General features: G+C 71.6%; 24 protein-coding genes. 12 read left to right on the forward strand and 12 right to left on the reverse strand.

What is annotated here, in order from left to right; genetic code table 11:
• Nucleotides 1-156: 156 nt before the first annotated feature.
• The 5 genes from DFJ69_RS20110 to nucS all read right to left on the reverse strand — a co-directional run bounded on the left by DFJ69_RS20110 (nucleotide 157) and on the right by nucS (nucleotide 4,407).
• Nucleotides 157-1,653 (reverse strand): aldehyde dehydrogenase family protein, encoded by a 1,497-nt coding sequence (locus tag DFJ69_RS20110; RefSeq protein WP_116024032.1) that lies wholly within the window; start codon nucleotides 1,651-1,653, stop codon nucleotides 157-159.
• Nucleotides 1,654-1,761: 108 nt separating this feature from the next.
• Complete coding sequence (locus DFJ69_RS20115) at nucleotides 1,762-2,556, reverse strand: site-2 protease family protein (protein ID WP_116024033.1); 795 nt, start codon at nucleotides 2,554-2,556, stop codon at nucleotides 1,762-1,764.
• Nucleotides 2,557-2,610: 54 nt separating this feature from the next.
• Nucleotides 2,611-3,186, reverse strand: coding sequence for a TetR/AcrR family transcriptional regulator (locus tag DFJ69_RS20120; protein WP_116024034.1), 576 nt, complete (start codon nucleotides 3,184-3,186; stop codon nucleotides 2,611-2,613).
• Nucleotides 3,187-3,246: 60 nt separating this feature from the next.
• A complete protein-coding gene (locus tag DFJ69_RS20125) occupies nucleotides 3,247-3,648 on the reverse strand; it encodes a DUF3224 domain-containing protein (RefSeq protein WP_245974476.1) in 402 nt (133 codons plus the stop codon).
• A 69-nt stretch (nucleotides 3,649-3,717) separates the two neighbouring features.
• On the reverse strand, nucleotides 3,718-4,407 hold the full coding sequence (gene nucS, locus DFJ69_RS20130) for an endonuclease NucS (RefSeq protein WP_116024036.1): 690 nt from the start codon (nucleotides 4,405-4,407) through the stop codon (nucleotides 3,718-3,720).
• A 191-nt stretch (nucleotides 4,408-4,598) separates the two neighbouring features.
• Between nucS and DFJ69_RS20135 the strand changes: the two genes are divergently transcribed.
• A complete protein-coding gene (locus tag DFJ69_RS20135) occupies nucleotides 4,599-4,985 on the forward strand; it encodes an SCO5389 family protein (protein WP_116024037.1) in 387 nt (128 codons plus the stop codon).
• 46 nt (nucleotides 4,986-5,031) lie between these two features.
• Here DFJ69_RS20135 and DFJ69_RS20140 read toward each other — a convergent pair whose 3' ends face one another.
• Nucleotides 5,032-6,030, reverse strand: coding sequence for an LLM class flavin-dependent oxidoreductase (locus tag DFJ69_RS20140; protein ID WP_211328667.1), 999 nt, complete (start codon nucleotides 6,028-6,030; stop codon nucleotides 5,032-5,034).
• Nucleotides 6,031-6,086: 56 nt separating this feature from the next.
• Between DFJ69_RS20140 and DFJ69_RS20145 the strand changes: the two genes are divergently transcribed.
• The 6 genes from DFJ69_RS20145 to DFJ69_RS20170 all read left to right on the forward strand — a co-directional run bounded on the left by DFJ69_RS20145 (nucleotide 6,087) and on the right by DFJ69_RS20170 (nucleotide 12,429).
• Nucleotides 6,087-7,766 carry a 3-hydroxyacyl-CoA dehydrogenase family protein gene (locus DFJ69_RS20145; protein ID WP_116024038.1) on the forward strand — a complete coding sequence of 560 codons (1,680 nt, stop codon included), beginning with the start codon at nucleotides 6,087-6,089 and terminating at the stop codon, nucleotides 7,764-7,766.
• A gap of 83 nt (nucleotides 7,767-7,849) precedes the next feature.
• Complete coding sequence (locus DFJ69_RS20150) at nucleotides 7,850-8,710, forward strand: type IV toxin-antitoxin system AbiEi family antitoxin (RefSeq protein WP_116024039.1); 861 nt, start codon at nucleotides 7,850-7,852, stop codon at nucleotides 8,708-8,710.
• 339 nt (nucleotides 8,711-9,049) lie between these two features.
• Entirely contained in the window at nucleotides 9,050-9,370 is a 321-nt protein-coding gene (locus DFJ69_RS20155; RefSeq protein ID WP_116024040.1) for an ATP/GTP-binding protein, read from the forward strand.
• Between the two features lie 698 nt (nucleotides 9,371-10,068).
• Complete coding sequence (locus DFJ69_RS20160; protein WP_116024041.1) at nucleotides 10,069-10,785, forward strand: alpha/beta hydrolase; 717 nt, start codon at nucleotides 10,069-10,071, stop codon at nucleotides 10,783-10,785.
• Nucleotides 10,786-10,939: 154 nt separating this feature from the next.
• Nucleotides 10,940-11,731 (forward strand): alpha/beta fold hydrolase, encoded by a 792-nt coding sequence (locus DFJ69_RS20165; protein ID WP_116024042.1) that lies wholly within the window; start codon nucleotides 10,940-10,942, stop codon nucleotides 11,729-11,731.
• A 104-nt stretch (nucleotides 11,732-11,835) separates the two neighbouring features.
• Entirely contained in the window at nucleotides 11,836-12,429 is a 594-nt protein-coding gene (locus tag DFJ69_RS20170; RefSeq protein ID WP_211328668.1) for a TetR/AcrR family transcriptional regulator, read from the forward strand.
• Here the strand turns inward: DFJ69_RS20170 and DFJ69_RS20175 are convergent.
• Nucleotides 12,426-13,856, reverse strand: a complete 1,431-nt coding sequence (locus DFJ69_RS20175) for an AI-2E family transporter (RefSeq protein WP_116024044.1) — start codon at nucleotides 13,854-13,856, stop codon at nucleotides 12,426-12,428. The genes DFJ69_RS20170 and DFJ69_RS20175 overlap by 4 nt on opposite strands.
• 142 nt (nucleotides 13,857-13,998) lie before the next feature.
• The gene (locus tag DFJ69_RS20180) at nucleotides 13,999-15,312 is read right to left on the reverse strand and encodes a DivIVA domain-containing protein (protein WP_116024045.1); all 1,314 of its coding nucleotides are present in this window, start codon (nucleotides 15,310-15,312) and stop codon (nucleotides 13,999-14,001) included.
• Nucleotides 15,313-15,746: 434 nt separating this feature from the next.
• On the opposite strand from DFJ69_RS20180, the gene DFJ69_RS20185 reads away from it, so the two are divergent.
• Together DFJ69_RS20185 and DFJ69_RS20190 are read left to right on the forward strand one after the other, a co-directional pair.
• On the forward strand, nucleotides 15,747-16,289 hold the full coding sequence (locus DFJ69_RS20185) for a hypothetical protein (protein ID WP_116024046.1): 543 nt from the start codon (nucleotides 15,747-15,749) through the stop codon (nucleotides 16,287-16,289).
• Nucleotides 16,289-17,380 carry an OmpA family protein gene (locus tag DFJ69_RS20190; protein ID WP_116024047.1) on the forward strand — a complete coding sequence of 364 codons (1,092 nt, stop codon included), beginning with the start codon at nucleotides 16,289-16,291 and terminating at the stop codon, nucleotides 17,378-17,380. The genes DFJ69_RS20185 and DFJ69_RS20190 overlap by 1 nt, the downstream gene beginning before the upstream one ends.
• 44 nt (nucleotides 17,381-17,424) lie before the next feature.
• Here DFJ69_RS20190 and mce read toward each other — a convergent pair whose 3' ends face one another.
• Entirely contained in the window at nucleotides 17,425-17,859 is a 435-nt protein-coding gene (mce, locus tag DFJ69_RS20195; RefSeq protein WP_116024048.1) for a methylmalonyl-CoA epimerase, read from the reverse strand.
• 223 nt (nucleotides 17,860-18,082) lie between these two features.
• On the opposite strand from mce, the gene DFJ69_RS20200 reads away from it, so the two are divergent.
• Nucleotides 18,083-19,273 carry an acetyl-CoA C-acetyltransferase gene (locus tag DFJ69_RS20200; RefSeq protein ID WP_211328669.1) on the forward strand — a complete coding sequence of 397 codons (1,191 nt, stop codon included), beginning with the start codon at nucleotides 18,083-18,085 and terminating at the stop codon, nucleotides 19,271-19,273.
• Nucleotides 19,274-19,301: 28 nt separating this feature from the next.
• Here DFJ69_RS20200 and DFJ69_RS20205 read toward each other — a convergent pair whose 3' ends face one another.
• On the reverse strand, nucleotides 19,302-19,889 hold the full coding sequence (locus DFJ69_RS20205) for a DUF4230 domain-containing protein (protein WP_245974477.1): 588 nt from the start codon (nucleotides 19,887-19,889) through the stop codon (nucleotides 19,302-19,304).
• A gap of 290 nt (nucleotides 19,890-20,179) precedes the next feature.
• On the opposite strand from DFJ69_RS20205, the gene DFJ69_RS20210 reads away from it, so the two are divergent.
• Nucleotides 20,180-20,479 (forward strand): DUF3817 domain-containing protein, encoded by a 300-nt coding sequence (locus DFJ69_RS20210; RefSeq protein WP_245974478.1) that lies wholly within the window; start codon nucleotides 20,180-20,182, stop codon nucleotides 20,477-20,479.
• A 227-nt stretch (nucleotides 20,480-20,706) separates the two neighbouring features.
• Here DFJ69_RS20210 and DFJ69_RS20215 read toward each other — a convergent pair whose 3' ends face one another.
• Together DFJ69_RS20215 and DFJ69_RS20220 are read right to left on the reverse strand one after the other, a co-directional pair.
• Nucleotides 20,707-22,023 carry a hypothetical protein gene (locus DFJ69_RS20215; RefSeq protein ID WP_245974479.1) on the reverse strand — a complete coding sequence of 439 codons (1,317 nt, stop codon included), beginning with the start codon at nucleotides 22,021-22,023 and terminating at the stop codon, nucleotides 20,707-20,709.
• Nucleotides 22,024-22,033: 10 nt separating this feature from the next.
• Nucleotides 22,034-22,759 carry an ATP-binding cassette domain-containing protein gene (locus DFJ69_RS20220; protein ID WP_116024052.1) on the reverse strand — a complete coding sequence of 242 codons (726 nt, stop codon included), beginning with the start codon at nucleotides 22,757-22,759 and terminating at the stop codon, nucleotides 22,034-22,036.
• Nucleotides 22,760-23,131: 372 nt separating this feature from the next.
• Here DFJ69_RS20220 and DFJ69_RS20225 point away from each other — a divergent pair, with 372 nt between their 5' ends.
• Entirely contained in the window at nucleotides 23,132-24,088 is a 957-nt protein-coding gene (locus tag DFJ69_RS20225; protein ID WP_116024053.1) for a tetratricopeptide repeat protein, read from the forward strand.
• Nucleotides 24,089-24,105 lie beyond the last annotated feature (17 nt).

Below are 24,105 nucleotides of genomic sequence, written 5' to 3' on the forward strand. Positions count from 1 at the left end.
TCATCTGAGGCGCTCCTCGTTCGTGCGGGCCGGCCTCTCCGGCCCGACACTTAGAGGTTCGCGCTAAGACGGCACCCTCCACATCGGGACGACGCCTTATCTACGAGGGTTGCGGATGTCTTAGGCCCGGTCCCCGGCTTAGGCGTCGCGAGGGTGTCAGCGCTTGTGCTGCTTGGCATGCAGGATGTTCATCAACTGCAGCACCCGCGACAGGTCCTTCTCCGTCCTTGAGAAGGTGACCACCGAGCCCGGGAGGGCGAAGCGTTGGCGGGTGATGGCCTTGGGGCTCGCGAACTCGCGCAGCCCGTCCGCGCCGTGGATGCGGCCGAACCCCGACTCGCCGACCCCGCCGAACGGCAGCGCCGGGACGAAGGCGAACGCGAGGACCGCGTTGATCGAGGTCATCCCCGAGCGCATCCGGCGGGCCAGGTCCATCGCCCGCGACCGGCTGCCGGAGAAGATCGCCCCGGCCAGCGCGTAGGACGACTGATTGGCCTTCGCCAGCGCCTCCTCGGCGTCCTTCACCTTCTGGACGGTGATGGTGGGGCCGAAGGTCTCCTCGCACACCGCCGCCGAGTCCTCGGGCACGTCGGTGAGGATCACCGGCTCGACATAGGGCCGGCGCACCGACTCCAGGCCGCCGACCACGGCGGTGGCGCCCCGGTCGAGGGCGTCCTTGATGTGCCGTTCGATGATCTCCAGTTGGCCGGGCATGGTGACGGGCCCGTAGTCGGCCTCGCGGTCGAAGCCGGGCCGCAGGCCCCGGGCCTTCTCGGTGAGCCTGGCGAGGAACTCGTCGTAGACGTCCTCGACCACGTAGATCCGCTCGACCCCGGCGCAGGTCTGCCCGGCGTTGGACATCGCCCCCCAGACCGCCGCGTCGGCCGCGGCCTCCAGGTCGGCGCCCGTGTCGACGATGAGGGCGTCCTTGCCGCCGCACTCGGCGACGATGGGGGTGAGGCTCTCCGCGCAGGCCGCCATGACCTTCTTGGCGGTGGGCGCCGAGCCGGTGAACGCGATCTTGTCGACCTCGGCGCGGGACAGCGCCGCCCCCGTCGCGCCCAGCCCGGTCACCGTCTGCAGGACCGGCCGCTCGGGAACGGCGACGGCGAACAGTTCGGCCAGGAGCACGCCGACCCCGGGGGTGAACTCCGACGGCTTGAACACCACCGCGTTGCCGGCCGCCAGGGCGTAGCCGATGGAGCCCATGGGGGTGAACAGGGGGTAGTTCCAGGGGCCGATCACACCGATGACGCCGAGCGGGTGGTACTCGAGGGTGGCCTTGTGGTTAATCGCGGCCACTCCCGGGAAGACCGAGCGCGGCCCGAGCACCTTGTGCGCGTGGCGGGCGGCCCAGTCCAGGTGGGTGATGGTGGCCACCACCTCGAGCTGGGCGTCCTGCAGGGTCTTGCCGGTCTCCTCGTGGATGAGGCGCGCCATCCGCTGCAGGGAACGGGTCAGCGCCCCCTTGAAGTTCAGCAGCCGCAGCCGCCGCTCCTTCCAGCCCAGGTCGCGCCACCATTCGGCGGCCTCACGGGCCCGGGCGACCGCCTCGGCGACCGCCTTGTCGTCGTGCACCGGATGCTCGGCCACCACCTCGCCGGTGGCCGGATTCAACGATGTGAACGTGGTGTTCTCCGTCGCCACGGACATGGACCCTCCCGGCAGACCTCGGTAAGTGCTTGCTTGCACATTCCTACCGCTTAGTAAAGCACTCTAGATCCTCGGCCCTCGGATGGTGACCCCGTGGTCAGCTCCGGCTCAGTCCTTCCAGAACTGGAACAGCGCGTGGCCCAGGTCGATGGGGAACTGCTCGACGTTCATCAGGTCGGTGATGTTGAAGACCAGGTCGAAGAAGGCCCGGTTGATCGGCGGGATCCACAGCAGCGCGATCAGCGCGAAGAACGCGTAGCCGCCGATCTCGTTCGCCTTGTGGACCCAGCGGCGGGGCAGGTAGGGCTCGATGATCCCGAAGCCGTCCAGCCCCGGGATCGGCAGCAGGTTGAGGATGGCGGCGGTGACCTGGAGGAAGATCAGGAAGGCGAGCGCGGACCAGAACAGCCCGTGCTGGTCGTCCAGGAGGCTGGTGTAGACGACGGCCAGGACGGCGGCGAACGCGAGGTTGGACAGCGGGCCGGCCGCCGAGACCAGGCTGTGGCGGATCTTGCCGGGGATCGAGCCCCGGTCGATCCACACCGCCCCGCCGGGCAGGCCGATGCCGCCGAGCAGGATGAACAGCACGGGGAGCGCGAAGCTCAACGTCAGGTCCGCGTACTTCGCCGGGTTCAGCGTCAGATAGCCCGCCGTGGAGACACTGTGGTCACCCGAACGATAGGCCAGATACGCGTGACCGAACTCGTGCAGGCACAGCGACACCACCCACGCCGCGATGACGAACCCGAAGATGGCCAGCCGCTCGGGCCGTTCCGGGGTCAGCGTCACCGGCCCGTAGCGCCAGACCATCAGCCCGAACAGGACGGTCGCCCCCAGGATGGCCAGGAACACCGGGCTCGGCCGTACCTCCGAGCGCTTTCGTATGGGGCGTACGTCGCCCATCCCAGTCCTCCAAGCGGTGATCCCGGCGTCGTCGCCGGACGGTAGCGGAAAGCGTCACGGTCCCACGATGACGGGGACGACATAAGAGCGCAGGAAGTTCCTGGTGGCGGCCTCGTCGCGGGCACGGTCGACGACGATCAGCGAGGCGACGATCCGGAACAGGAACTCCACGGCGCCGTCCACCTCGATGTCCGGGCGGATCCCGCCGTCGCGCCGCGCCGCCTCGAAGTACGGCCTGAGACGTTCGCCGCACAGGGCGAGGGTCCGTTCGACCGCTCCGGGCGCCACGTGCCCGGCCGCCTCCGAGGCCAGGAACCGCCCGATGTGCGGCTGCGCCCGAACGAACGAGACCGCGTCCATCACGCCCTCGACCACCGCGTCCGGCACCGACGGCTCGCGCCGGAGCCGCACGGAGAGCCGGTCGAGGAATCGCCCCAGATCTCGCAGCATGACGGCCGACACCAGCTCGTCCCGGCCGCCGGCGACACTGCGGTAGAGGGTCGCCCGCGACATGCCCGCCGCCGTGGCGATGTCCTCCACGGTCGTCTTGGCGATCCCGGACCGTGCGAAGCACCCCTCGGCGGCGTCGATGATCCGCTCGCGCGTGCTGCCCGTGGTCGCCGACGCCATGCACGGAAGATTACCGTTCGCCCCACTGCGGTCGGGTTTCCGTCGGCACGTCGGCCGGGCTCAGGACAGCTCGTGGTCGAGGGTGTAGGAGTGGGATCCGTCCTCGGCGACGACGATGTTCCCCTGGCCGCGCAGGCCCGTCAGCTCCCCGGTGCCCGAGGAGGGGACGATCTCCCACCTGAGCCACGGGCCGCCCGTCTCGTCGCCGCCCGCGCCGTGCTGGAGGACGAACGTCCCCTTGCGGCCGTGCAGAGTGCCCTCGAAGAGCTCGACGCCGACGTACGCGGCGGGGCCCGCCGAGGTCACCACGGTCTGGAGCTCGGTCTCGCTGGTGCCGGTCAGGTCGCCGTGGAACGTCTTGCTCACCCGGACCCGCCCCAGCGACAGGCCGCCGGGGCGCTCGTCCGTGGCGTACTCGTCCCAGGCGGTGATGTCGAAGGTGCCGCTCGCCTTTTCGGTCATGCACACCATTCTCGCCGGTGCGTCCGACGTTTTCCGCCGGCCCGGGCCTCGGATTCGGCGGGGCCGTGCTCAGAACAGGGTGCCCTCGTGCTCGATCCCGCGCAGGGCGTCGTAGTCCAAGGTCACGCAGTCGATGCCCCGGTCGATGGCCAGCACCTTGGCCTGTGGCTTGATCTCCTGCGCGGCGAACACGCCGCGCACCGGAGCCAGGTGCGGATCGCGGTTGAGCAGCTCCAGGTAGCGGGTGAGCTGCTCCACGCCGTCGATCTCGCCCCGCCGTTTGATCTCGACGGCCACGGTGGCGCTGCCGGAATCCCGGCACAGGATGTCCACGGGGCCGATCGCCGTGGGGAACTCGCGGCGGATCAGCGTCCAGCCCTCGCCGAGCGTGGTGATGTGCTCGGCCAGCAGCTCCTGAAGGTGGGCCTCCACCCCGTCCTTCTGGAGCCCCGGGTCGACGCCGAGCTCGTGGCTGGAGTCGTGCAGGAACTCGGCGATGGTCAGGATCAGCCGTTCGCCGGTCTTGCCGTGGGTGACGGTCCACCGCGCGACGGCACCGTCCTCCTGCGGCTCGCCGAACGGCTCCTCGCGCAGCGAGCAGGGCGGGTTCATCCAGTTCAGCGGCTTGTACGCGCGGTCGTCGGCGTGCACCGAGACCGAACCGTCGGCCTTCACGAGGATGAGCCGGGGGGCCAGGGGGAGGTGGGCGGTGAGGCGGCCGACGTAGTCGACGCTGCACCGGGCGATAACGAGACGCACGAGACCCCACCCTAGTGAGCCGCCGACGCCCCCGCGCCCGTCTCGCCGGGCCCGCCGTCGGTCCGGGTGTGAGTTCTGCGCATGACTCGATTTTGTCAAGGCTGGAATTCTCGGGTGCCTCTGGTTAACGTCCCGTGAGGCGGGGCCATGTCCCCGTGTGCTCATCCCGCTTACCCGAAGGGAATCGCTTCATGTCTCTCGACGTGACCCCGGAACTGCTGGAGAAGGCACGGCAGGGTGAGGTCGACGACGCGGCGTTCGTCGACTGCGTGCGGACCTCGCTGCCGTACGCCTGGGAGACGATCAGCGGCCTGGTGCTCCGCCACCAGGTGGAGGGCGGCGACTTCGCCGACAACCTGACGCCGCCCCCGGACGAGCAGGCCCGCGGCCAGTTGCTGCGGGTGCTGGCCAGCGACGCCATGCGCGGGGCCCTGGAGCGCCACTTCGGCATGAGGTTGGCCTTCCAGAACTGCCACCGCGTCGCCGTCTTCCCGACCGACGACACCGAGGCGTACCGTCGCTTCATCACCGCCCGCGAGCAGATCCTCAACCAGTCGCCGGAACTGCGCGACTGCTGATACCTAACCGCCGGGTGACAATTCCCTTCGAACGGTCGGCGCATTGTCACCCGGCTCCGACGTCGGACACCGAACGACGGACCCGGGGAAGGACCTCCTCGCCCAGCCGGGCGATGTTCTCCAGGGTGCGTTCACGGGATCCGGCGGCCTCCACCATGAGGACGAGGTGGCGGATGCCCGTGCGCTCCACGGTCCGCACCAGGGACGCCGCGCAATCGTCGGGTGTGCCCACCGGATGGATGGCGCACATGTCGCGGGCGTAGGCGACGGGGTCGCGGGGCTTGCGCGGCCGCTCGTCCACCGGGACGTACCCGTCGAGTCCCGGGCCGAGCCAACGCGGCATCTCCTCCACGACGAGCCGTACGGCCTCCTCCCTGGTGTCGGCCACTTGGGCGAGGCCGGTGGAGAGGTGCGCGGCGGGCCGTCCGTACCGGGCCACCGCCGCGGCCTTCTCCTCGTCCCCGACATGCATGCCGAGCAGCATGGGCACGCCGTGGGAGGCCGCGAGACGTTCACTGGCGGGCGAAGTGCAGGCCACCACCACGGGAGGCGGGGTCGCCGTACGGGGGACGACGGGCACTTCGCGGAAGGCGAACCGTTCGCCGGACCACGCGACCCGTTCGGAGCCCAGCCACGTCAGGACCAGGTCCAACGCCTCGGCGAACCCGTGCTCGTACCGGTCGAGACCCGTCCCGAAGACCTCCAGGTCCCGCCACGGGCCGCCGCGCCCGACACCCAGCCGGAACCGCCCGCCCGACACCGCTCCCAACAGAGCCGCCTGCTCGGCCAAGGCCACGGGATGCTGAGTGGAGAGAACGCTCACCGCCGTCCCCACGTCCACGCGCGAGGTCGCGCCGAGCAGGTATCCGGCGAGCGTGGCCGCGGACGGGCACACGCCGTACGACATGAAATGGTGCTCCGCCACCCAGACGTCGTCGAACCCCGCACGTTCCGCCGCCACGGCGGCCTCGACCGTACGGGTGAGGGCGTCGACGTCGGACTGACCGGGAAAACGGGTGGCGAGCAGGAAGGCTCCGAAGCGCACCCCCTTAGTCCTACCCGGAAGCGAGGGGAAAGCAAGGCTCTGGGAGACTGCGGACCATGAGTGGTGGTTCCTTCAGCAAGGTGGGAGTCGTCGGCCTCGGCACCATGGGGGCGGGCATCGCCGAGGTGCTGGCCCGGGGCGGACTGCCCGTCGTCGGCATCGAGATCAACGACGAGGCGCTGGCCCGAGGACGCGGCCATCTGGACAAGTCCACCGGTCGCGCGGTCAAGCGCGGCAAGCTCACCGAAGAGGGACGGCGGGAGATCCTCGACCGCATCACGCTGTCCACCGCCTTCGCCGACCTCGCCGACTGCGACCTCGTCATCGAGGCCGTCCCGGAACGCCTGGAGCTCAAGCGGCGCGTCTTCGCCGAGCTCGACAAGGTCTGCCGGGCCGACGCGGTGCTCGCCACCAACACGTCCTCCCTGTCGGTCACCGAGATCGCCGTCACCACCGAACGCCCCACGCAGATCGTCGGCGTCCACTTCTTCAACCCCGCGCCGGTGATGCGGCTGGTCGAGGTGATCGGCACCGTCCTCACCGAGCCCACCGCCGTCACGCGGGTCTCCGACCTGGTGCGCTCCCTGGGCAAGACCCCGGTCACCATCGGGGACCGCGCCGGGTTCGTGGCCAACCGCCTGCTGTTCGGTTACCTGAACCACGCGGCCGCCATGTACGACTCCGGGCACGCCACCCTGGAGGACATCGACACCGCCATGAAGGTGGGCGGGGGCCTGCCCATGGGCCCGTTCACCCTGATGGACCTCATCGGGCTGGACACGTGCCTGGAGGTCCTGGAGGCCATTTACCGCGAGTCCCGGGACCGCCGTCACGCCCCGGCCCCCGTGCTCCGCGAACTGGTCACCGCCGGGCTGCTGGGCCGTAAGACCGGGCGGGGCTTCTATCCGTACGACAACGCCGCCTCGTCCACCACGGCGTCCGCCACGGAGGCCGTGGACGTGCCGCAGCCGCTGGTCGGGGTGGTCGGCTCCGGTCCCCTCGCCGTCGCCATAGCCGCCGCCGCGGCGCGCGCCGGTTCGCAGGTCCGCTACGTGGGCGGGGACGAGGACAAGACCAAAACCGCCTGGGAGGCCCTGGAAGGCGCTCTGGAGGCCGAAGAGCTGGCCCGCGTCACCGGAGGTTCCGAGCTCGGCTCCCTGTCCGACTGCGACCTGGTTGTGGAGGCGGTCGCCGAGGACACCGCGATGAAGGCCTCCCTGCTCGCCGCCATCGACGATGTCGCCCGCCCGGGCGCGGTCCTGGGCACCACCGCCTCCACCGTCCCCGTCATCGAGCTGGCGATGGCCACCGACCGGCCCGCCGACGTCGTGGGGCTGCACTTCCCCGAGGTGGGCGGCCCGCTCGTCGAGGTCGTCTCCACCGTGGCCGGATCGCCGCAGACCACCGAACGCGCCGCGGCCCTGGCCGCCCGTCTCGGCCTGACGGCCGTCCGCTGCCGCGACCGCGCGGGGTTCATCGTGGACGCCCTGCGGTTCCCCTACCTGAACGACGCCGCCCGCATGCTGGAGGCCGGCTACGCCGACGCCGACTCCATCGACGCCGCCATGACCCTCGGCTGCGGCTACCCCACGGGCCCGATCGCCGACCTCGACCGTCTCGGCCTCGACCGCACCGTCGCCGTCCTCCGCGCTCTCTACACCGAGAGCCGCGAGGCCGCCCTCACGCCCGCCCCGATCCTGGAGGAGCACCTGACGGCGGACCGCCCGCTCCGGTAGGGGTCCCGGGTCCCTTGGCGTACGTCTTTCCACAGAACGGCGTTCTCCTTTTGGGCCCGGCGGTCGGGCAGCACGCTGGGGAGATGCTGATTCCCCCGCCTCGACGCTCACCGGACACGACCGCGCTGACCGGCCGCGCGAGGGAGCTGAGCCGTGAGCTCCCCGCGCACGTCGTGATCGCTGAACGCGCCGCCGCCTGGGTCTGGGGCGTCGACGTGCTGCCGCCCGGGGCGCGCGAGGCCACCTGGCCGATCGAGGTGGCCCACCCTCCGGACCTGCCGCCGCCGGGCCTACCCCACTGTCGGCCCCGGCCCGCCGAGCTGCCCGCCGACGACATCGCCGAACACGAGGGCGTCCGTCTGACCGCACCCGAGCGCACCGCGCTGGACTGCGCCCGCTGGCTGCCCCGACTGGAGGCGGTGGCCGCGCTCGACCAGTTCTTACGCGCCGGCCTCGACCCGACCGCCCTCACCCGCCGCGTCCGCCGCCTGACCGGCGAGCCCCACGCCCGCCGCCTCCGAGAGATCCTCCGACTCTCCGACGCGGGAGCGGTGCTCCCCGGCGAGAGCTGGACCAGAGTCCACATCATGGACGCCGGCCTGCCCCGCCCCGCCACCCAGATCCCCGTGATGGCCGCCGACCGCCCCCGCTTCTTCCTCGACATGGGGTACGAGCAGTACCGCACCGCGGTCGAGTACGACGGCGAGGCCTTCCACACCGGCCCGGCCTGCCGCAACCGCGACACCGCCCGCCGCACCTGGATCCGCACCCACCACGGTTGGGAGATCATCGTCGTCACCAAGGAGGACATCCTGTTCCACCCGGCCCCCTTCCTCGAGGCCCTCGCCACCACCCTCATGCACCGCGGCTGGACCCCCACACCCTCCCAACTCGGCCGCCTGGAACTGAAACTCGCCAGACTCCGCCGCCGACGCCCCCCGTGATCGGCTCGCCAACCCCAAGCCCTGGGCGTGAACCTCACTGGTGTCGTGGTCGAGTCCTCCTGTGGCCTGTCCGCCGACTCGGGGCCTTGGGTGTGAGGTTCACCGGGTGTCGTGGTCGAGTCCTCCCGTGCCCCGCCCACCGACTCGGAGCCCTGGGTGTGGGGCTCACCGGCTTGGTCGTCGACCACCATGATCTTCCGCCGACTCGCTCGCCTGGAGTTGCGGCTCGGCGGGGTCCGACGTCGACATCCGCCGTGACCCGCTCGCCCGTTCCGGAAGGGAGCCACGCCATGTCCGCATAGGTCCGAAAACGGGACGGTCGGTCGTAGGCTGATCGGCATGAGTCCGCGCAGGAACAACCGCCGTCCCAAGGGGAGCGGACGGTCCACCGGAGGCGCTTGGGCATCCGGGTTGGAGGACCGAGAGGACGGCCCCGACGGCGAATGGATCGTCCGGATCATCGCCCCGGCCAACGCCACCAAGCCCTACCGTTGCCCCGGCTGCGACCACGAGATCGCCCCCGGCATCGGCCACGTCGTGGCCTGGCCCGCCGACCGAGGCGGCCCCGACGACCGCCGCCACTGGCACCGCCCCTGCTGGCAGTCCCGCCTCCAGCGAGCCCCCAAGATCACCAGATCCCGGAACGCTCCACGCTACTGATCCCCCTCCCGACGCCGGCGCACCGCTCATCCCGGACCCGACCGCCACACCTCGGCCTCATCCGACCCCCCGGCCGGCGGCTCGTACTCACGTCCGAGGCCCCTGAGTCGCTCATCGGCCCCCGCCCCGCCTGCCCACCAACCACATCCGATCTTCGCCTGCGGCGTCCGGTCCGTCCTTCGGCGCCGTCCGGCCCGCCCTTCAGCAGCAGCCGATCCGCCCTTGAGCGTCGTCCGGGCAGTCCTTCGGCGGCGTCCGATCCGCTTCTTCTGTGTTGCTCGATCCGTTCTTCAGCGGCGTCTGGCTGGCCCTTCGGCGTCGTCCGATCGCCCTTCAGCGGCGACCGGCCCGCCTTTCGGTGGCATCCGATCCGCTCTGAGCGTCGTCCGGGCCGTCCGGCGGTGGCGTTCGGTCCGTCCTGCGGTGGCGTCCGGCCTGTGCTTCGGTGGCGTTCTATCCGTCCTCCAGCGGCCGCTGGTCGCCGGGCAGGGCCTGCCGCGCCGCTCAGCGGTCCCGGTACGACGCGTCGGGGAGTGGCCGTTCGACGCGCCACGGTTGGGACCGACTCCGCAGCCTCATGAAGGCGCTCGGGGTCGGGTGCGTCGGCTCGTGCTGTCGGGGGGAGCGGGCGGTGATCGAGTGTGGGGGGATGGAGGCGCGGGATGGGCGTTACGGTGGGTTCCGGGTTGAGGAGGGTGATGGGGGAGATCAGGGCGAGTACGGTGCTGCCGGCCGTGCGGACCGACATCACGTTGCACACCGCCGACGGGTTGGAACTGGTCGGCGAGTTGGCGGTGCCCGAGGGGAGGGCGCCGGCGGCGACCCTCGTGTGCCTGCATCCGCTGCCGACGCATGGCGGGATGATGGACAGCCACGTGATGCGGAAGGCGTCGTACCGGCTGCCGGCGCTGGCGGGCCTGGCGGTGCTGCGGTTCAACACCCGGGGCACCCGTTCGGAGCGGGGTGTCAGCCAGGGGGAGTTCGACGGCGGCGAGGGCGAGCGGTACGACGTGGCGGCGGCGTTGGAGTTCGCCGAGTTCAACGATCTGCCCCGTCCGTGGGTGCTCGGCTGGTCCTTCGGCACGGAGCTGGCGCTGAAATGGGGCCGGGACCCGGTGGTGGAGGGGCTGGTCCTGCTGAGCCCCCCGCTGCACCGGGCCACGGACGCCGACCTCGACGCGTGGGGTGCGGACGGCCGTCCGGTGACCGCGCTGGTGCCCGAGCTCGACGACTACCTGCGGCCCCCCGAGGCACGTGAACGGTTCAAGCGGATCCCCCGGGCCGAGGTGATCGGGGTGGACGGCGCCAAGCACCTGTGGGTGGGGGAGCCGTACGTCCGCATCGCGCTGAACGAGATCGTTCGGCGGATCGTGCCGGAGGCGTACCCGCTGCCGACCGAGTGGGTCCCCGGCTAAACCCCCGCGTCCGAACACGGCCACTCTTTTCGAGGCGGACCGATCCGGGGTGACGATGACCTGACCGCCATAGGGGCGGCGAGGGTCGGAATCGTCGAACGGGAGGGATGCGCGCCGTGAGGGACCAGAGGGTGGGCACGTCGGGAGCGCCTCGATGAGCGTGCAGTTGTACGCCAGGGACGTCGGCGGGGGAACGCCGCTCGTGCTGCTGCACGCATTCCCGCTGTCCTCGGCCATGTGGCTGGCGCAGCGCGAGGGACTGGCCGCCCGCTTCCGCGTGATCACCCCCGACCTGCGCGGCTTCGGCGGCTCGGTGCTCGGCGAGGACGAACCCTCCGTGGACGCCATGGCCGACGATGTGGCCCGCCTGCTGCGCCGGATGGGGATCGACCGGGCGGTGATCGGCGGACTCTCCATGGGCGGCTACGTCGCCATGGCGCTGTGCCGCCGCCATCCCGACCGGGTGCTCGGCCTGTTGCTCGCCGACACGAAGGCGGCCGCCGACTCCGAACAGATCCGTGACACCCGTCTCCGCCAAGCCGAACGGCTGGAGGCCGAGGGCACCCCACAGGTGCTCGTCGACGAGGTCCTGCCCCTGCTGCTGGGCCCCACCACGATGCGCCAGCGCGCCCTGATCTACGGTCGCGTACGAGGCCTCATCCAGTCCGCCCCCGCACGCGCCGCGGCGTGGGCACTACGGGCCATGGCGACACGCCCCGACTCGTTCGACACGCTGCGCGGCACCCGAGCCCCGGCCCTGGTCATCGTCGGCGCCGAAGACCAACTCTCACCCCCCGCCGACGCCCGCGCCATGGCCGACGCCCTGCCCAACGCCGAACTCCTGGAGATCCCGAGGGCCGGCCACCTCGCCGCGATCGAACAACCCGACCTCTTCAACCAGGTCACCGGCGAGTTCGTCTCGGCCCTCGCCCGAACCCTGAGATGACCCGCCCCGCCCCGCGGGTACGGGCCCGGCCGCCGTTCGCGGGCGGTGTACGGGTTCATCGGAGGCCCGGTTGACGCTCTCCGCTAGCGTCTATAGTCAGTCAGGTGGCTGACTCAGGAACGACGACCGGACGGCGTTCGGGCAAGCGGGAGCGACTGGTGGCCGCCGCGGCGCGGGTCCTGCACGAGCAGGGCGTCGAGAAGACGACGATCGCCGACATCGCCCGCACGGCCGACGTGCCGGTGGGCAACGTCTACTACTACTTCAAGACCAAGGATCAGCTCGTCGAGGCGGCGATCGAGGAGCAGGGGCGCACCCTCCACACCCTGCTGGCCGCGCTGGACCGTCTCCCGGAGCCCCAGGGCCGTCTGAAGGCCCTCGTACGGGGCTGGGTCGATCAACGCGACCTCGCCGCCCGGTACGGCTGCCCCACCGGGAGCATGGCCTCCGAGCTCGACAAGCGCGCCGACGGCCTGGACCGCGTGGTCGCCGACGTCATGCGGCGTCTGCTCGACTGGACCGAGCACCAGTTCCAGGCGATGGGACGCGCCGACGCGCGCGAGCTGGCGGTCGCCCTGATCTCGGCCTACCAGGGCGTCTCCCTGCTGACCAACACCTTCCGCGACCCCGACCTCATGGCCGCGGAAGGCGAGCGCCTGGAACGCTGGATCGACTCCCTCGTACGGCCGCCGAGCTAGAGCGTGTCCTGCCGGGGGAGGACGACCTCCCTGATGATGAGGGCCAACGCGGCGGCGATGGGGATGGCCAGCAGGGCCCCCACGATGCCGAGCAGGGTGCCGCCGAGCAGCGCGGCGATGATGGTGACCGCGGGTTGGACGTCCACGGCGCGCTTCATCACCCTCGGGTGGATGACGTAGTTCTCGACCTGCTGGTAGACCAGGAAGAAGATCACGCAGGCGATGCCGGTGAACGTCCCGTCGAAGAAGGCGACCGTGCAGCCCAGGATCGCCCCGATGGTCGCGCCGACCAGCGGGATCAACGCGGTGATGCCGACGAACAGGGCCAGCGGCAGCGCGAACTTGATGCCCATGATCGACAGGAAGATGTACGCCACCGTCCCCGCGATGAACGCCACCGTGATGGTGCCGGCCACGTAGCCGCCGATGCGGAGCAGGATCTCGTCGCCCAGCAGCGCCACCCGGGCCCGCCGGGAGCGGGGCACCAGCCGGTAGAAGAACGTCTTGATGGTGGGCAGCGACCCCAGGAAGTACAGGGTGAGGATCAGCACGGTGAGGGTGCTGAAGATGCCGCCGACCACGACCCGCCCCACGCCGACGACACCGTCGATCGCCGACTGGCCGAAGTTCGGGTCGGTGACCTTCTCCTGCGCCTTCTTGAGGATCTGGTGCTCGCGGTCCAGCTCCCGGACGCGCTCGTTCTTGCCGAGCTCGTCGATGTAGGTGGGCAGGTGATCGATGAAGTTGGTGATCTGCTCGGTGAGCGGCGGGATGACCGCGAACCCCACCCCGACGAACGCCAGCACCAGCCCCAGGAACACCACCGCGACGGCCCCGCCCCGGGGCAGCCTGGCCCGCTGGAGTCGTTCCACCGCCGGGTTCAGACCCACCGCGAGGAACATCGAGACCACGATCAGCACGATCACCTGGCGCGCGCTCAACACCGCCTGAACGAGCATCCACGCGCAGATCACCCCGAGCGCGGCGGTGAACCCGAAGACGAACGGGTGCGCCTTGCCCAGCGGCTCCCCCGGCCGCCCGAACGGGGACAGCTTGTCCGCCCCGGCCTCGCGCCTGCGCTGCTCCATGTCGAACAGCGGATCCGGCGTCTCCCCGCCCTCCGGCTCCAGCGCCCGCACGTGATCGGGCACCAGTGGAACGGGCCGCTCCCCGGACCCCGCCGCGCCACCGTCGAGGACGTCGACCTCGGCCGCGGCCGTCCCGGGAACGGGAGCACTCCGCGCCTCACCGAGACCCCCGGCCTCGGCGACGGCGGAGCCGCTCTCCCTCTCCCCAACGGACGTGTCCGCACCCAGGCCATCGCGAAGGGCGGCCTCGGATCGGGCATCGGGCCCGTCGGCGGGGAGCGCGGGGGAGGGGACGGCGGGCGTGGGCGGGTTGTTCTGTCGGGGGCTGTCGTCGGGCACGCCTGTCTCCTCGTTCCCTGCCTTCGGGGGTGCCGGGGGTCGCCCGGCACAGTGTCATCATCCTCTTGAATGACGAAAAGCCTAGAGGGCGTGAACCCTCCAGGCTTTCCGGTGACAGGGCGATCTGGTCAGGTGGGGAGGGTCACTCCTGCCACCAGTCCTCGTCGTCGTCCTGCTGCTTCTTGGCCGTCGCCGCCTTGGCCGCCGCCGGCTGCTTGGCCGGGGCGGGCTTGGCCGGGGTCGGGCGGTTGCCCTCGGGAGCCGACAGGGCCGGCTTCTCGGGGGCCGCGGTGACCTCTTCCACGCTGGGCATCGCCGGAGCCCCGCCGCCCAGCAACTGACGCAACTGGTTGAGGTGGCTGGTGATGCTGTCGCGCTGGCGGGTCAGGTCGTCGACCTGGCGCTGGGCGGCGGTGCGGATCCGCTCCGCCTCGGACTTGGTCTCCGCCAGCAACTGCTCCGCCTGGGACTTGGCCTCGGCGATGACCTGGTCGGAGTTCTTGCGGGCGTTGGCCATGAGCTGCTTGGCGTGCGAGTCGGCCTCACGCCGGGTCTGCTCGGCCTGCTGGGTCGCCTTGGCCGCGCGCTGCTCGGCGGAGGCGGCGCGCTGCTCCGCCTCGGCGACCAGCTTCTGGGTGGCGGCCTGGGCGGCGGCGTGTCGTTCGGCGTCCTGGCGGTCGGCCTCCTCGCGGCGGGCGGCCAACTGGATCTCGAACTCGGCCTCCGCCTGGGCGCGCTGGGCCTCGCTCTCCTCGAGGATGCGCTGGGCCTGGGCCCGCATCTCGTCGGCCTGGCGCTTGGCCGTGGTGAGGATCTCGTCGCGCTCCCGCTTGGTGGACGCCCGGAGCTGGGCGACCTCCCGCTCGGTGGTGGTGCGGAGCTTGGCGATCTCCCGCTCGGCGGCGGCGCGCTTCTCGGCGACCTCGTGGTCGGCGGTGGCCCGGAGCTTGGCGACCTCGCGCTCGGTGGTGGAGGTCAGCTCGTCGGCCTCGCGGCGGGCCGAGGTGCGGACCTCGTCGGCCTCCCGCTCCGCCGCGTTGCGCATGTCGTCGCCCTCGCGCTGGGCGGTCGCGCGCAGCTCGGCGGCCTCGTTCTCGGCGGTCGCGCGCAGCTCGGCGGCGTCCACCTTGGCGGCGGCCTTGATCTCGTTGGCCTCGGAACGGGCCGCCTGGACGAGCTCGGTGGCCTGTTCCTCCGCCAGCCTGAGCAACTGCTCGATGCGGGCGCCGAGGCCGGAGTAGGTGGGGCGCTCCTGTTCCTGGAGCTGGCGATGGGCGTCGGACAATTCGCGCTGCAGGGCCTGGGTCTGCTCGCGGGCCTGCCGCACCTCGTTGTCGAGCTGCTTGATGTGCTCGTCGACCTGGTGCCGGTCGTAGCCGCGGAGCACCACGTCGAACTCACGTGGGGGCGTCTCTTCGAAGAAGTTGCTGAGCTGGGCGTCGATGTCGGACTGCATAGGGCTCAATCCTGGATGTGACGGGCTACGGGGTTCCGGGACCGGTTGATCGCCTGGACTTGCGGACTCACATCGGGGCCCCAGACCTCTTCCGGCGAAAGGCAGCGTACTCCCGCCGCTGCCGTGTTGGGGGCTCATCTGAACGCGCTGCGCAGAATGTCTGGTTTGTGAAGATGTTCGGAGCGTTCCCGGAGTGCTACGGGACCGGGGTGCAAAAACCCCACGTGCACCCGAACGACCACACTGTGACCGCACACAACCGGTGCGTAAGCCCTGTGATTTCGAACACGTCACAATCCGGTCATCGACCGGAATCGGTGCGACACGCATCCCATGTCACATGATCGCCGGGAGTCCGGCGGTCTCTCCCGCAGGTCCGTGTCGGGCACGATGTCCGGACCGTTCCTCCCATCGAGACCCCTGGAGGTCACCTGATGCGTCGCGCTCTCGGAGCCGGCGTCCTCGCGTTCGCGGGGCTCACGGCGACCGGCTGCTCCCTCTTCGACGGCGGCGACGACACCCCCGCCACCCAGATCCCCAAGGCGGAGATCGGCACCGACAACCACGTGAAGGGCGCCGTCGCCAAGGCCGTCCAGCCGTACGCCGGCAAGGACGTCTACGTCGACGTGATCTCGTTCCGCAGGCACGGCAAGGTGCTGCGCCTGGTGTTCGCCGTCACACCCCGGGCGAAGGGCAACGGCGACAAGCTGCCCAAGCAGACGTTCGGCGGCGACTACAGCGGCGGCGAGGCGTCGCGCCCGTACCTCGTCGACCCGGAGAACCTCCGCGTGTACGACCGCCTCACCATCGGCACCGGCGACCAGGCCCACTGCGCCTGCACCCGAGGACTCGAGGACTACCCGCTCGACGTGCCCACGGTGGTCTACACGGACTTCCCCGCACCGGAGGAGTCGGTCGAGAGGCTCACCGTGATCATGCCCGTGGTCGGGCCCATGGCGGGGGTGGAGATCTCCTGATGATCACCCGCGTCGCGTCCACCGCCGCCGTCGCCGCCACCGGGTTCGCGCTGCTCGCCGGAACGGCCGTCGCCGACCCCACGCCCACGCCGTCCGCCGCCGCGTGGCCCGAGCCCGGCCACGGGCCCGACGGCAAGGCGGCCGCCGAGGGCACGCCCCGGACGATCACCGTCCCGCCTCCGGGGACCCTCCAGGAGAACCGCAAGCCGTACACGCCGATCGAGGAGACCACCGAGGGCGGGCGCAGGTCGTTCACCCTCCAGGCCGACGTGCTGTTCAAGTCCGGCAGCGCGGATCTGTCGGACGCCTCCGAGCGCTACCTCGCCGAGGTCGCCGCCAAGCTCAAGGGCGGGAGCGTCACCGGCGAGGTCAAGGTGGTGGGCCACACCGACGACGTCGACGCGCCGGACAGGAACCTCACGCTGTCCCGGCAGCGCGCCGAGTCGGTCATCCAGGCGCTGCAGCCGCAGCTCGCCAACACCGGCATCACGCTGGTCGCCGAGGGCAAGGGCGAGACGGAGCCGCGCGACCGGGGCACCACCCCGCAGGCCCGTCAGCGCAACCGTCGGGTCTCGATCGTGTACGGGCAGGCCAACGCCCAGGCGCCGGCGGCCGACCCCCGCTACATCACCGTGCCGATCACCGAGCCCGCCCCCGACCCCGGACTCCGGCCGCTGCCGGGGGAGCCCGCGCCGCTGGCGTCCGTGCAGCGGACGATCAACGCCGTCTGGACGGTACGACTGGACGTGGTGGAGCTGGGCCGGACGGGCCGGCTGCTCAAGATCGGCTACCGGGTGCGGCTGGTGAGCCAACAGGGCACCGACGGGCTCAACTACGCGTCGCTGTTCCACGGCGACCTCTACACGGGCACCGGCCATCAGGCCCAGTTGATCGACAAACGGCACGGCGAGGCGCTGAGCCCGATCATCACCGGGCAGGGCTCGACGCTGGCCGACCGGGTCGGGGACGGCGACGACGTCGGCCCCGTCCAATACGGCTGGGCGTACTTCCCGCGACCCGCCCAGGAGACGGGGACGTTGTCGTTCTACGTTCCGGCCCTCGGGACCATCGACGGTCTCCGGGTCAAGTGACCGGCCCCGGGGCGCCCGGCGCGGGGCGCCCCGGGACCATGCGGTCAGTGCCCCTGGCCGGCCGCCTGGACGAGCTCGGTGAGCACCCCGTGGCAGTCCTTCGGGTGGAGGAACGTGATGCGCGAGCCCATGGACCCGCGGCGCGGGGAGTCGTACAGGACGCGGACACCCTGCTCGGCGATGCCGTCGGCCTCCTCCTGCACGTCCTTGTCGGTGCCGAACGCGATGTGGTGCACACCCTCGCCGTTCTTGGCGAGGAACTTGGCGATCGGCGAGTCGTCGCGGATCGGCTCCAGCAGTTGCAGGTAGGTGGCTCCGCCGTCGCCCGCGTCGTTGATCTTGAGCATCGCCTCCCGGACGCCCTGCTCCTCGTTGACCTCGATGTGCGCGTCGGTGAAGCCGTAGGCGCGACGGTAGAAGTCGACGGTCGCGTCAAGGTCGTGGCAGGCGATGCCGATGTGGTCGATCCGGGTGAGCATGGACGGGTCCTCCTCGTCGGGTTCCGGTGACGTCCAGCATCCATCGGACGCCGCCGCGCGGTGGTCGGAACGGCCGGCGGGCGGTACGGCCGGGGCGGACCGAACGGCATACGGTCCTCGTGGGTATCGTGGCAAACATCGCCGCCCCACCGCTGTGCGGGCCCCTGTGACCCCGGTGACAGGGCGAGGCGGAGACGCACCGTGAACCCGTGGAGGCCCCGTTATGCCCGCGAACTCCGTGATCGTCGCCGGAGCCCGTACCCCCGTCGGCCGCCTGCTCGGCTCCCTCAAGGACTTCACCGCCGCCGATCTGGGCGGCCTGGCCATCAAGGCGGCCCTGGAGCGCGCCGGGATCGCCGGCGACCGGGTGCAGTACGTGATCATGGGACAGGTGCTGCAGGCCGGCGCCGGACAGATCCCGTCCCGCCAGGCCGCCGTCAAGGCGGGCATCCCGATGACCGTGCCGTCGCTGACGATCAACAAGGTCTGTCTGTCCGGGCTGGACGCCATCGCGCTGGCCGACCAGCTCATCCGGGCCGGCGAGTTCGACATCGTGGTGGCCGGCGGCATGGAGTCCATGACCAACGCCCCCCACCTGCTGCCGAAGTCCCGGTCGGGCTTCAAGTACGGCTCGGTCGAGGTCCTCGACCACATGGCCCACGACGGCCTCACCGACGCCTTCGACGGCATCCCGATGGGCGAGTCCACCGAGGGGCACAACACGCGGCTGGGGCTGACCCGCGCCGAGCAGGACGCGTTCGCCGCCCGTTCGCATCAGCGCGCCGCCGCCGCGATCAAGAACGGGGTGTTCGAGGACGAGATCGTGCCCGTGGAGGTGCCGCAGCGCAAGGGCGACCCGGTGGTCTTCGACACCGACGAGGGCGTGCGGGCCGACACGACCGTCGAGGGGCTGGCCCGGCTGCGTCCCGCGTTCGCCAAGGACGGCACCATCACCGCCGGGTCGTCCTCGCAGATCTCCGACGGGGCCTGCGCGGTCGTGGTGATGTCGGCGGCCAAGGCGGCGGAGCTGGGGCTCACCCCGCTGGCCGAGATCGGCGCCCACGGCAACGTGGCCGGTCCGGACAACTCCCTGCAGTCCCAGCCGGCCAACGCGATCGAGCACGCCCTCGCCAAGGAGGGCCTCGGCGTCGACGCGCTGGACCTCATCGAGATCAACGAGGCGTTCGCCGCGGTGGCCGTCCAGTCGATGCGCGACCTGGGCGTCGACGCGGAGAGGGTCAACGTCAACGGCGGGGCGATCGCCCTGGGCCACCCCATCGGCATGTCCGGCGCGCGGCTCGTCCTGCACCTGGCCCACGAGCTGCGGCGACGCGGCGGGGGAGTGGGCGCGGCGGCGCTGTGCGGCGGCGGCGGTCAGGGCGACGCGCTGATCCTCCGCGTGCCCTCGGCCTGAGACCCCCGGCCGCTCGGACGCCCCGTGCTCACGGGGCGTCCGTGATCGTGACCGTGACGGTCGTGAAGCCCAACGACCTGAGCAGGCTCTCCAGCATCTGCCGGGTGTTCTGATCGGCGCGCTCGCGCAGACCGCTCTCCGTGGCGGCCGCCTGGATCCGCTGGGCGGCCAGCACGTAGAGCTGCCGCTGGTCGTTCGGGTTGGCGCTGAACACCCCGCCGATCCGGTCGAGCAGCCCGCGCTGGGTGGCGAACACGTAGCTCCGCTTGGGATCGAGGTTGGCCTGTTCGAGCCGGGCCCGCGGCAGTCGCACGGAGGCGACGGTGCGCTCCTCGTTGACGGTGACCGCGCCGTTCGCCATCCGGGAGAAGTCGACGTACGCGTCGACCGCCCCCACGCCCACGAACAGGGTGCGGTTGCCGCGGACCGCGCCGGGCAGGAACTTCGCGTCCTTCTCCAGGTCCACGATGACCTGGAAGTTGCCGCTCGCCGCCTCGTAGCGGGACAGGTCCCGGATCGACTTGAGCACGGCCGGACCGGTGCGGTCCTTGGTCTCCACGCCGAACGGGTTGAGCCAGTCCGGTGTCAGGTCCAGAGCGTTCGCGCCGATCAGCACCGCGACCACCGCGACGACCGCCGGCGCCGCGCTCCGCAGTCCCCGCAGGGGGAGCAGTCTCGACCTCGCCCTCGACGGCGCGACCCGCTCTGTGTCGTCCGCTTCCGAATTCTCTGTTTTCGAGCGTGTCATGGCCGGGGCATTCCCTCCCGAAGGGGGGCATCACGTCACGCCGAAGCCACATTCTCGGACGCCCGAGGGCACCCCCGGACGGACCCTCGCCACCCCGCCCCTAACCTGGGACGCAAGCGAGAGCCTCACCAGAGAGCATTGGACTTCCCGTGGACATCGTGCGCGTCTTCCGTATCGTTTCGCTGCTGGAAGCGACCTCGTTCCTGCTGCTCCTCGTGGCCAGCGTGCTCAAGCGCACCGCGGACTTCCCGGAGGGCGTCACGGTCCTCGGGCCCGTTCACGGCGTGCTGTTCCTGGTCTACGTGGCGCTGGCGTTCATGTCGCGTCCGCAGACCCGCTGGAGCAACGGGCGGCTGACCCTCGCCCTGATCGCGTCGGTACTGCCGGTGGCGCCGTACTTCGTCGAGCGCAAGTGGCTGCGCGAGGTCGACGAGACACCCGCCCCCAGCGGCGCCTGACCGCCCGCCGTGCCCGGCGTCGGGTCGGTGGTCGCGCGAGGTCGAGGAGATGCCCGCGCTGAGCGGGTGTGAGCGCCGGCGTCGGGTCGGTGGTCGCGCGTGGTCGACGGAACGCCCGCCCCCAGCGGCGCCTGACCGTTCGCGGTGCTCGGTGTCGGGTCGGTGGGCGTGCGTGGTCGTGGAGGTCCGCGTCGAGCGGGTTTGAGGGCCCGCCGTGCGCGCTCGGGTCAGCGGAAGTGCCGCTGGTCGAGGGTGCACGTGTGGTAGGCGTGGTAGTGCCGGGCCAGCCAGGCGGTGCGGCGGGCCTCGCTCCAGCCGGTGAAGCGCCGGGCGGCCAGTGACAGGCCCCCCAGCGGCGGGACCCGGACGCTGGCCGCGATGGACGCCCGTTCGAGGTTGCCGGTCGCCGGCTTCGGTGATGAGGCCGGGGTGGCCAACCGGGCGAGGTCGACCTCACCGCGAAGCCACAGATCCACCAGCCCCCGGTAGAGCCGGCCCTTGGCGTTGCGCGGATCACCGCAGGACAGCGGGTCGACCAGGGTGCGCTGGACCTGGTGGACGATCTCGTGCTCGTAGCCCGGGGTGAGCGCCGTCAGATGGACGAACGCCACCCCCCGCCGGATGCCGATCGGCTCGTTCTCCGGCCGCTGCACCACCCGGGTGAACGCGGCGGGCGTGGTGCTCAGCCGCGCCGCCAGCGGGGTCAGCGCGGCCTCCAGCGAGGCCAGCCCCGCGTCCAGCGCGGGATGGACGCAGATCAGCAGCGGCCACTCCCGGCACACGTGCCCGACCTGGGACGGGACGGCCGCGCCCCCGCCCTCCGCCAGCCGCTGCGTGCCGAGCACGGTGACGGCCAGCGCGGCGACCAGCGGCAACAACAGGAGCCGCCGCTTGGTCAGCCCCCACACGTAGCCGGTGACGAGCAGGCACGTGAGCCCCGCCGACCACAGGAACTCGTCGGCCAGCGCCCCGGGCCGCAGCGTCGTGAACGGCTCCAGCCGTCCGATGGCGGCGGGCGGGATCAGGCTCAGCCACGAGCCGCCCGAACTCCGCAGCGCCGCCCACAGGCCCGTCGCCGCGCCCGCCGCCACGACGGTCAGCGCGAACGGCGCGAGACGGCCCGCCAGATACCCGGCGGTCACGTGCAGGATCAGCGTCCCGGCGCCGGCCAGCAGCCCCAGCGGATGCGCCGCCCCCGGCCGCTGCGTGAGCACGGTCTCGCCGAGGACCACCATGGCCGCCATCCCGTACGCCAACAGCGTCGCGTGGCTCAGCAGCAGCAGGTCCAGCAGCGTTCCGGTGGCGGGGGAGCGGGCGGTCAGGTTGCGCAGGTAGCCGAGCCGCTGCTCGCGGACGGCCAGCCAGGCGGCCAGGAGCGCCGCCAACGGGCCCATCCAGCGCACCGAGGCGGTCAGCGCGACCACCGCGCTGTCCCAGTCGGCGACCCCCGGGATGCGCGCCCGCCAGGCGACGGCCACTCCGACCGCCGCCAGCGCGGGCACCGCGACCAGCGGGGTCGCCCGGCGGGCGTCCAGCCGGAGCACCCGCCCCAGGTCAGACACAGGCGCCGCTGCCGAGGACCAACCGCCCGGGACGCCCGCCGACCACGACGGGCGGCGGGGCGCGGTACGGGTCCGCGGCCGGCTCGGTCAGCCTGCCCCGGCCCAGCACGAACACCCGGTCGCACCAGCCGGTCAACTCGCCCAGCCCGCACGCCGTGACCACCACCGTGGGCGCCAACGAGCACAGGAGCGGGATCAGCGCGTTCATCTCCGCTTCGCCCAGCCCCGCGAACGGCTCGTCCAGCAGCACCAGGTCCGGCTCGTGCACGCAGGTGGCGGCCAGCCCGGCGCGCAGCCGCACCTCCGGCGGCAGCAGCGACAGCTCGGTGGCCGCGACCTCACCGATCTCCAGCCTTTCCAGCATCGCCCGACCGGCCGCGGCGGGCACCCGTTTGTAATAGGCCGAGTAGGACACGAACTCGGCCACCGTGAAACCCTGCGCCCACGAGAAGCGGTCGGGCAGAAAACCTATCCGGGCCCGCACGGTGCGAATTCCGTGTGCGTTTCCGGTGTCATGTCCAAGAATTCCGAGAGCGCCGGCATGAGGCCGGCGCAGAGTCGCGAACGTGGCCAGCAGGGTGGACTTGCCCGTGCTGGGCGGACCGGCCACGCCGATCACACCCCCGGTGACGTCGAAGTCGGCCGGGCGCAGCAGCCACCGCCCCCCGCGGCGGACACCCATCCCGCGGGCCACGATCGCGGAACGATCCGCGATCATTGAACCCCCCAAAGACGTAGATGCGCGGTGACGGCCACCGCCCGGGCTCACAGCCGACCCCTACCGGCTCCGCCCGAATCGGCGAAGAGGTTATTGCACCCGGCTTTTGCCGTCGCCACACGCATCGACTGGAGCACTATAACCACGCTTGGTGAGCGCTGTCAGCTCCCTTTTTGGACTTCCCCTCCGCACGGCCCGGCTTTACCTTAATGGGAAATGCCGCTTTACCTGGATTGGCCGGACTCGCCGGTGCGGGATCGGGCACTCCGGGCGGCCCCGCGGCCCCGTGCGGCGCGCCCGACGGACGGCCCGTCCGATCGCCCGGAGCGGACCGACGCGCGACCGGCCGTCCCGATGCGGCAGGATGGACACATGCCTTCTCGGGACTTTTCGTTGCACGGGGCCATCGATCTCGGCGCCCGCCAGGCCGCCGCCAAGAAGCAGCAGGAGCGGAAGGCCGCCACCGCGAACGCGAACGCGGCCGGGGCGGACGCCGGCGCGACCTACGTCGTGGACGTCACCGACCAGACCTTCAACGCCGAGGTCGTCGAGCGGTCCCGCACCGTCCCGGTGCTGGTGGACTTCTGGGCCGAGTGGTGCGGACCCTGCAAGCAGCTCGGCCCGATCCTGGAGAAGCTGGCCGCCGAGGCCGCCGGTCAGTGGATCCTGGCCAAGGTCGACATCGACGCCAACCCGCAGCTCGCCGCCTACATGCAGCAGATGGGGGTGCGCGGCATCCCGTTCGTGGCCGTCGTGGTCGCCGGTCAGCTCATGCCGTTCCTGAACGGCGCCGCCCCGGAGTCCCAGGTGCGCAGCGCCATCGGCCAGCTCTTCGAGGCGCTCCGCCAAGAGGGCATCCTGCCCGAGGACGGCGGCCCCGAGCCCGCCGCCGCCGGCGGCGTGCCCGAGCCCGAGGACGACCCGGTTTTCGCCGAGGCGCAGGACGCCCTGCAGCGCGGCGACCTCGCCGCCGCCAAGGACGCCTTCCAGCGGATCCTGGACGTCTCGCCGCAGGACGCCGACGCCCGACGCGGGCTGACGCTGGTCGAGCTGAGCGAGCGGGTCGGCGCGCTCGACGTCGAGCAGGTCCTGCGCGACGCGGCGGACGCGCCCGGCGACGCGGTGCTGCAGACGCGGGCCGCCGACGTCGAGATGCTCACCGGCCGGATCGACGCCGCCTTCGAGCGGCTGGTCGCCGCCGTCCGGCGCACCGCGGGCGACGATCGCGAGACCGTCCGCAAGCACCTGCTGACCCTGTTCGAGGTGCTCCCCGGCGACGACCCCCGGGTCGGCAGGGCCCGGCGCTCCCTGCAGGCCGCCCTGTTCTGAGTTCTGATCGGCGGATC

Source organism: Thermomonospora umbrina (genome assembly GCF_003386555.1).
In the GTDB taxonomy this organism is placed as follows: Bacteria; Actinomycetota; Actinomycetes; order Streptosporangiales; family Streptosporangiaceae; genus Thermomonospora; species Thermomonospora umbrina.